Raw genomic sequence first — 5,623 nt, forward strand, 5'->3', positions numbered from 1 at the left:
GATGCCAGGGCCGGGCATAGAATGCGCCAAGCGACGATCAGCAGCATCAACCGTCGGCCTCCAGGAGAAGCAGCGTGAATCAACGCTCGGGCAGTACGGATGATCTGGGTGCACTGGCACCCTGGGCACAGGAATTGGCCCAGACCTTCGTGTCGCTGTCCAGCGACATCGCGCTGGTGCTCGACGAAACCGGCGTGATCCAGAGCGTGGCCCAGTCGGGTTCCCAGCCGATGGCGCCTTCGGCCGACCAGTGGGTCGGCCGCCCCTGGGCCGATACCGTGGCCACGCCGATGCGGCGCAAGGTCGAGGCGATGCTGCACGACGTCGCCAGCACCGGCCTGGCGCGGCGGCGCGAGATCAGCCACAGCGGTGCCGGCGGGGCCGACATCCCGGTGGCCTACACGGCGATCCGGCTCGGCCGCAACGGCCCGGTGATCGCTGTCGGGCGCGATCTGCGCGCCATCGCCGCGATCCAGCAGCGCTTCCTCGACGCCCAGCAGGACCTCGAACGTGGCTACTGGAAGGCGCGCCAGGCCGAGTCGCAGGAGCGTCAGCTGTACCAGGTGCTGAGCGATGGCGTGCTGGCCGTCGAGTCGGCCTCGCTGAAGATCCTGCGCGCCAACCGCTCCATCGCCTCGCGCCTGGGCGGCATGGCGGCACTGGCCGGGCGTGCCGTCGACGCGCTGTTCGATCACCGTTCGCGCGGCGCGGTGCACGAACTGATGACCAGCGCGCGCAGCAGCGGCCGGCCGTCGGAACTGCGCGCGCGGCTGATCGGCGATCCGGTCACCTGCAGCGTGGCGGCGATGCCGTTCCGCGCCGGCGACGAGCAGCGGCTGCTGGTGCGTGTGCGCTCGGCGGCCTCGCCGCTGGCGCCCGCTGCCGCCGCCGGCCAGCGCGAAGCCGCAGCGGTGGCCGATTCGAGCGGCCGTGTGATCACTTGCGACGCCAGCTTCATCGCGCTGCTGGGCGCGCGCGACGACACCGAACTGCTCGGCAGGCCGGTCGCCGACTGGCTGGGCGGTGCGCCCGAAGACGTCGAGGCCCTGCTGCGCGAAGTGCGGCACGAAGGACTGGCCGAGCGCGAGGCGATGCTGCTCAGGACCGGCGAGCGTGGCTCGGTGGGCGTCAGCGCGACCTGGCTCACCGAGGGCGACCGCGAGTGCATCGGCCTGGTGCTGTGGCAGACGGCGCCCCGCATCGCCGAGCTGGGCGACGCGCAGGCGGTCTTCGCCGAGGCCTGGACGCGGCTGAGCGAGCAGCTCGGCACCACGCCGCTGCCGGTGATGCTGCGCCAGGCCACGGCCCTGGCCGAGCAGCACTTCATCCGCATCGCGCTGCAGCGCAGCGCCGGCAACACGCAGGCGGCGGCATCGCTGCTCGGCATCAGCGAGCAAAGTCTGGTGCAGCGCCGGGCGCAAGACGAGGACGCAGGCGCGTCGCCGTGAAGAACCATCCGGCGTTCGGCGAGGCCGACCTCACCAACTGCGAGCGCGAGCTCATCCACCTCGCCGGCTCGGTGCAGCCGCATGGCGTTCTGCTGACCGTGCGCGAGCCCGGGCTGGTGGTGATGCAGGCCAGCGCCAATGCGGCAGGGTTGCTGGGCATGAAGCCGGATGCGTTGCTGGGCCGGCCGCTGGCCGCGCTCGGCGGGGACCTGGCCGAGCGCGTGGCCGAGATCGCCCTGGCGCCAGACCTCGACGAGCCGGTACCCCTGCGTTGCCGCGTCGCGATGAACGGCGCCGAGGCCGCGTATGAAGGCGTCGTGCACCGCGTGCCCGGGCAGGCGCTGGTGGTCGAGATCGAGCCGCTGGACACGCCGGCCGGCGGCGTGCCGGTGGTCGACATCGACGGCGAGAGCCTGCAGCGCCAGCTCAACCTCGCGGTGCAGCGCTTCGGCGCCGCCTCCACGCTCGGCACGTTGGCCGACGCGGTGGTGCGCTGCGTGCGCGACATGACCGGCTACGACCGGGTGATGGTCTACAAGTTCGACCCGGAAGGTCACGGCCGGGTGATCGCCGAGGCGCGCGATCCGCGGCTCGAGTCGCTTCTCGGCCACCACTATCCGTCCACCGACATCCCGCAGCGTGCGCGCGAGCTCTACTTGCGCAACCGGGTGCGCCTGCTGGTCGACGTCGACTACCGGGCTGCCGAGCTGGTGCCGCGGCTGGTGCCGGGGCTGGGCACCGAGCTCGACATGTCGATGTGCTCGCTGCGCAGCATGTCGCCGCTGCATCTGCAGTACCTGCGCAACATGGGCGTCACCGCCACGCTGGTGGTCTCGCTGGTGCGCGAAGGCCAGCTCTGGGGGCTGGTGGCCTGTCACCACTACCGGCCCTTCAACCTGCGCTATGCGGTGCGCGCCGCCTGCGACCTGCTGGCGGAGGTCGTCTCCACACGCATTGCCGCGATCGAGAACTACGCCTACGCGCAGGTGGCGATCCAGGTGCGCCGCCTCGAGCAGCGCCTGATCGAGGCCACTTCCACCGAGGGCGACTGGCGACTGGCGCTGCTGCGCAACCCGCGCACCCTGCTGCAGCCGCTGGACGCCACCGGCGCGGCGCTGTTCACCGACGACGAGATCCTCACCACCGGGGAGGTGCCGTCGACGCCGCAGCTGCGCGCCCTGCAGCAATGGGTGCAGTCGCAGCCGCCGTCGGGCGACCGGCTGTTCCACTGCTCTTCGGTGGAGCGGGCCAATCCGGCGCTGGCCTCGCTCACGCCCACCGCCAGCGGCGTGATCGCGGCGCGCCTGGCCAGCGACCGGCCCGACTACCTGATGTGGTTCCGCAAGGAGCAGCTGCTGACCGTCACCTGGGCGGGCAACCCGGCCAAGGCGGTGGTGGCGACCAACCCGCTGGAGCTGTCGCCGCGCAGCTCCTTCGCGGCCTGGTCGGAGCTGGTGCGCGGCACGGCATTGCCCTGGAGCGGCAGCGAGCTGGCCCTGGCACGCGCGATCGGCGCCTCGCTGGTCGACATCATCGTGCAGGTCAACGCGGTGCGGCTGCTGATCGCCGAACACCAGCTCGCGCAGGTGCGCGACAAGGTGGTCAGCTCCGACGAGGCAGTGATCGTCTGCGACGGCCGGCAGCGCACGCTGTTCGTCAACGATGCCTTCCTGCGCCTGGCCGGCTGCACGCGCGCGCAGCTCGACGACCTCGCTGCGGTGGCGGCCGTGTTCGTCGAGCGCGACGCCGCCCGGCGCGCCTTTGCGGCGATGGCCGGCGAAGGCCATGCGTGGCGCGGCGAGCTGACGCTGGCCGGCGAACGCGCCACGCCGGTGTCGGTGCGGGCCGAAGTGGTGCCCTCGCGCGACGGCACCACGCTCGGCTTCATCCTGATCTTCGACGACCTCACCGAGGCCCGTCGGGCCATGCGGGCGCGCGAGCATCTCGAGGCCTCGCTGGCACAGGCCGCACCCTCGCTGTCCGCATTCGGCAACGGCAAGCGCGAGCCCGACGAGCTGATGAGTGCCATCCTCGCCAGCGCCAGCCTGGCCGCCATGGACATTGCCGACGGCAACCTGGCGCCGTCGGTCACGCCCATGCTCGAGGACCTCGAGGCGGCGACCCGCCGCGCCACCGCGCTCTACGCGCGCATCCGCAGCTTCAAGGGCTGAGGGCCGCGCGCGCCGTCTCGAGCTCGCCGAACAGGCGCTCGTGCCGCGCGAAAGCCTGCTCTGCTTCCGTGACGATGGCCGCGCGGGTGGCCTCGTCGGCGTCGATGCGGTCCAGTCCGGCGCGCAGGCTGCCGGCCAGTGCCGAGACCTGCGCGGGCGGCCCGAAGTCGTAGAAGCGCGTGCCGTGGTCGCCCTGCAGGCCCAGCGAGCCGGCGACGATGCGACGCAGCGTCTGGCCGCCGCTGAGGTCGCCGAGGTAGCGCACGTAGGCGTGGGCCACCAGCAGTGCCGGTGCGGCGTCGGCCAGGGCGGCCAGGTGCTCGGCATAGGCCAGCGCCTGCGGCTGCGCCTTCAGCGTGCCGCGCCAGTCGGCGCCCTGCAGGTGGGCGAGGTCGGCGGCCAGCGCGGCCTCGCGCAGCAAGGGCTCGGCGTAGATCGCCGCCACCTCGGGCCGCCCGGCGTGGCGCTGCAGCCCGGATTCCAGGGCCGCGTAGATCGGGTGCAGGCTGGCCAGCAGCAGGCAGTAGGCCGGCAGCGACAGGCCGCCGCGCAGCATCGCGCGCACGAACGGCGTGGCCTCGACCTGGCGGTGGGCGGGCCAGGTCTGCGTGCGCAGGCGTGCGGCGAGGGCGCTCATCGGGCCATTATGGTCGTGCACGACGGCGAGGACGCGCCGACAATGCCCGCAAGGAGAGAGGAGCGAGACACATGGCAGACACCGGCACGCAGGGTGCGGGCCAGCCGCACCGCATCGTCGTGGTCGGCGGTGGGGCGGGCGGGCTCGAACTGGTCACGCAACTGGGCAACAGGTTGGGCCGCAGGGGCCTGGCTCACGTCACGCTGATCGAGAAGGCGCGCACGCATTTCTGGAAGCCGCACCTGCACGAGATCGCAGCCGGCAGCACCGACCTGCACGAGCACGCCACCGACTACCTTGCGCAGTCGCACTGGCACGGCTTCCGCTACCGCGTCGGCGAGATGGTGGGCCTCGATCGCGACAAGCGCGAGGTCATCGTCGCGCCGGCCATCGACGAGGAAGGCGCGCCGATCACGCCGCCCTACACGCGCGGCTACGACACGCTGGTGATGGCGGTGGGCAGCCTGACCAACGACTTCGGCACGCCGGGCGTGGCCGAGCACGCCATCGCGCTGGAGACGCCGGCGCAGGCCGAGCGCTTCCACCGTCGCCTCGTCAACGCCTGCATCCGCGCGCACATGCAGAGCGAGCCGCTGGCACCGCGACAGCTGCAGGTGGCCATCATCGGCGCCGGCGCCACCGGCGTGGAGCTGTCGGCGGAACTGCACAAGGCCACGCGCGCGCTGGTGTCGTACAACCTCGAGCGCATCGACCCCGAGCGCGACATCCGCCTCAATCTCATCGAGGCCGGCCCGCGCATCCTGCCGGCGCTGCCCGAGCGCATCTCGGGCGCGGCCCATCGCCTGCTCACGAGCCTGGGCATCAAGGTGCGCACCGGCTCGCGAGTCACCTCGGTCAGCGCCGAGGGCGTGCACCTGGCCAGCGGCGAGCTGATTCCGGCCGAGCTGGTGGTGTGGGCGGCCGGCGTGAAGGCGCCCGATTTCCTCCAGGACCTGGGCGGGCTGGAGACCAACCGCCTGAACCAGCTGGTCGTCGGTCCGACGCTGCAGACCACGCGCGACCCGAACGTGTTCGCCATCGGTGATTGCGCCGCCGCCCCCTGGCTGGGCCACGAAGGCAACGTGCCGCCGCGGGCCCAGGCGGCGCACCAGCAGGCCTCGCACCTGGTCAGGCAGTTGCAGCGGCGGCTCAAGGGCCAGCCGCTGCAGCCCTGGCGCTACCGCGACTTCGGCTCGCTGGTCTCGCTGGGCGAGTACAGCACGGTGGGCAACCTGATGGGCTCGCTGGTCGGCGGCAACCTCTGGGTCGAGGGCCGGTTCGCGCGCACCATGTACCTGTCGCTGTACAAGATGCACGAGGTGGCCCTGCACGGCTTCTGGCGAACCGCGCTGGGCTCGATGAGCCGG

The 5,623-nt window shown here is 72.3% G+C and carries 4 protein-coding genes; 3 read left to right on the forward strand and 1 reads right to left on the reverse strand.

The window, feature by feature from the left end; genetic code table 11:
• The first annotated feature begins 74 nt into the window (after window positions 1-74).
• Complete coding sequence (locus AB7U92_RS20845; protein ID WP_428581509.1) at window positions 75-1,448, forward strand: PAS domain-containing protein; 1,374 nt, start codon at window positions 75-77, stop codon at window positions 1,446-1,448.
• The gene (locus AB7U92_RS20850) at window positions 1,445-3,619 is read left to right on the forward strand and encodes a GAF domain-containing protein (RefSeq protein ID WP_428581512.1); all 2,175 of its coding nucleotides are present in this window, start codon (window positions 1,445-1,447) and stop codon (window positions 3,617-3,619) included. Before AB7U92_RS20845 ends, AB7U92_RS20850 begins: the two co-directional genes overlap by 4 nt.
• Here the strand turns inward: AB7U92_RS20850 and AB7U92_RS20855 are convergent.
• On the reverse strand, window positions 3,609-4,256 hold the full coding sequence (locus tag AB7U92_RS20855; RefSeq protein WP_428581515.1) for a heme oxygenase (biliverdin-producing): 648 nt from the start codon (window positions 4,254-4,256) through the stop codon (window positions 3,609-3,611). The two genes, AB7U92_RS20850 and AB7U92_RS20855, sit on opposite strands and share 11 nt — an antisense overlap.
• Window positions 4,257-4,327: 71 nt before the next feature.
• On the opposite strand from AB7U92_RS20855, the gene AB7U92_RS20860 reads away from it, so the two are divergent.
• Window positions 4,328-5,623 (forward strand): NAD(P)/FAD-dependent oxidoreductase (locus AB7U92_RS20860; protein WP_428581518.1); only part of this gene is annotated, 1,296 nt, incomplete at its 3' end.

The organism is Piscinibacter sp. (genome assembly GCF_050175855.1).
In the GTDB taxonomy this organism is placed as follows: Bacteria; Pseudomonadota; Gammaproteobacteria; order Burkholderiales; family Burkholderiaceae_C; genus Piscinibacter.

Bases quoted from the DNA above. Each gene is read 5' to 3' on its own strand.
- AB7U92_RS20855 (WP_428581515.1), bottom strand. From the start codon at position 4,256: ATGAGCGCCCTCGCCGCACGCCTGCGCACGCAGACCTGGCCCGCCCAC.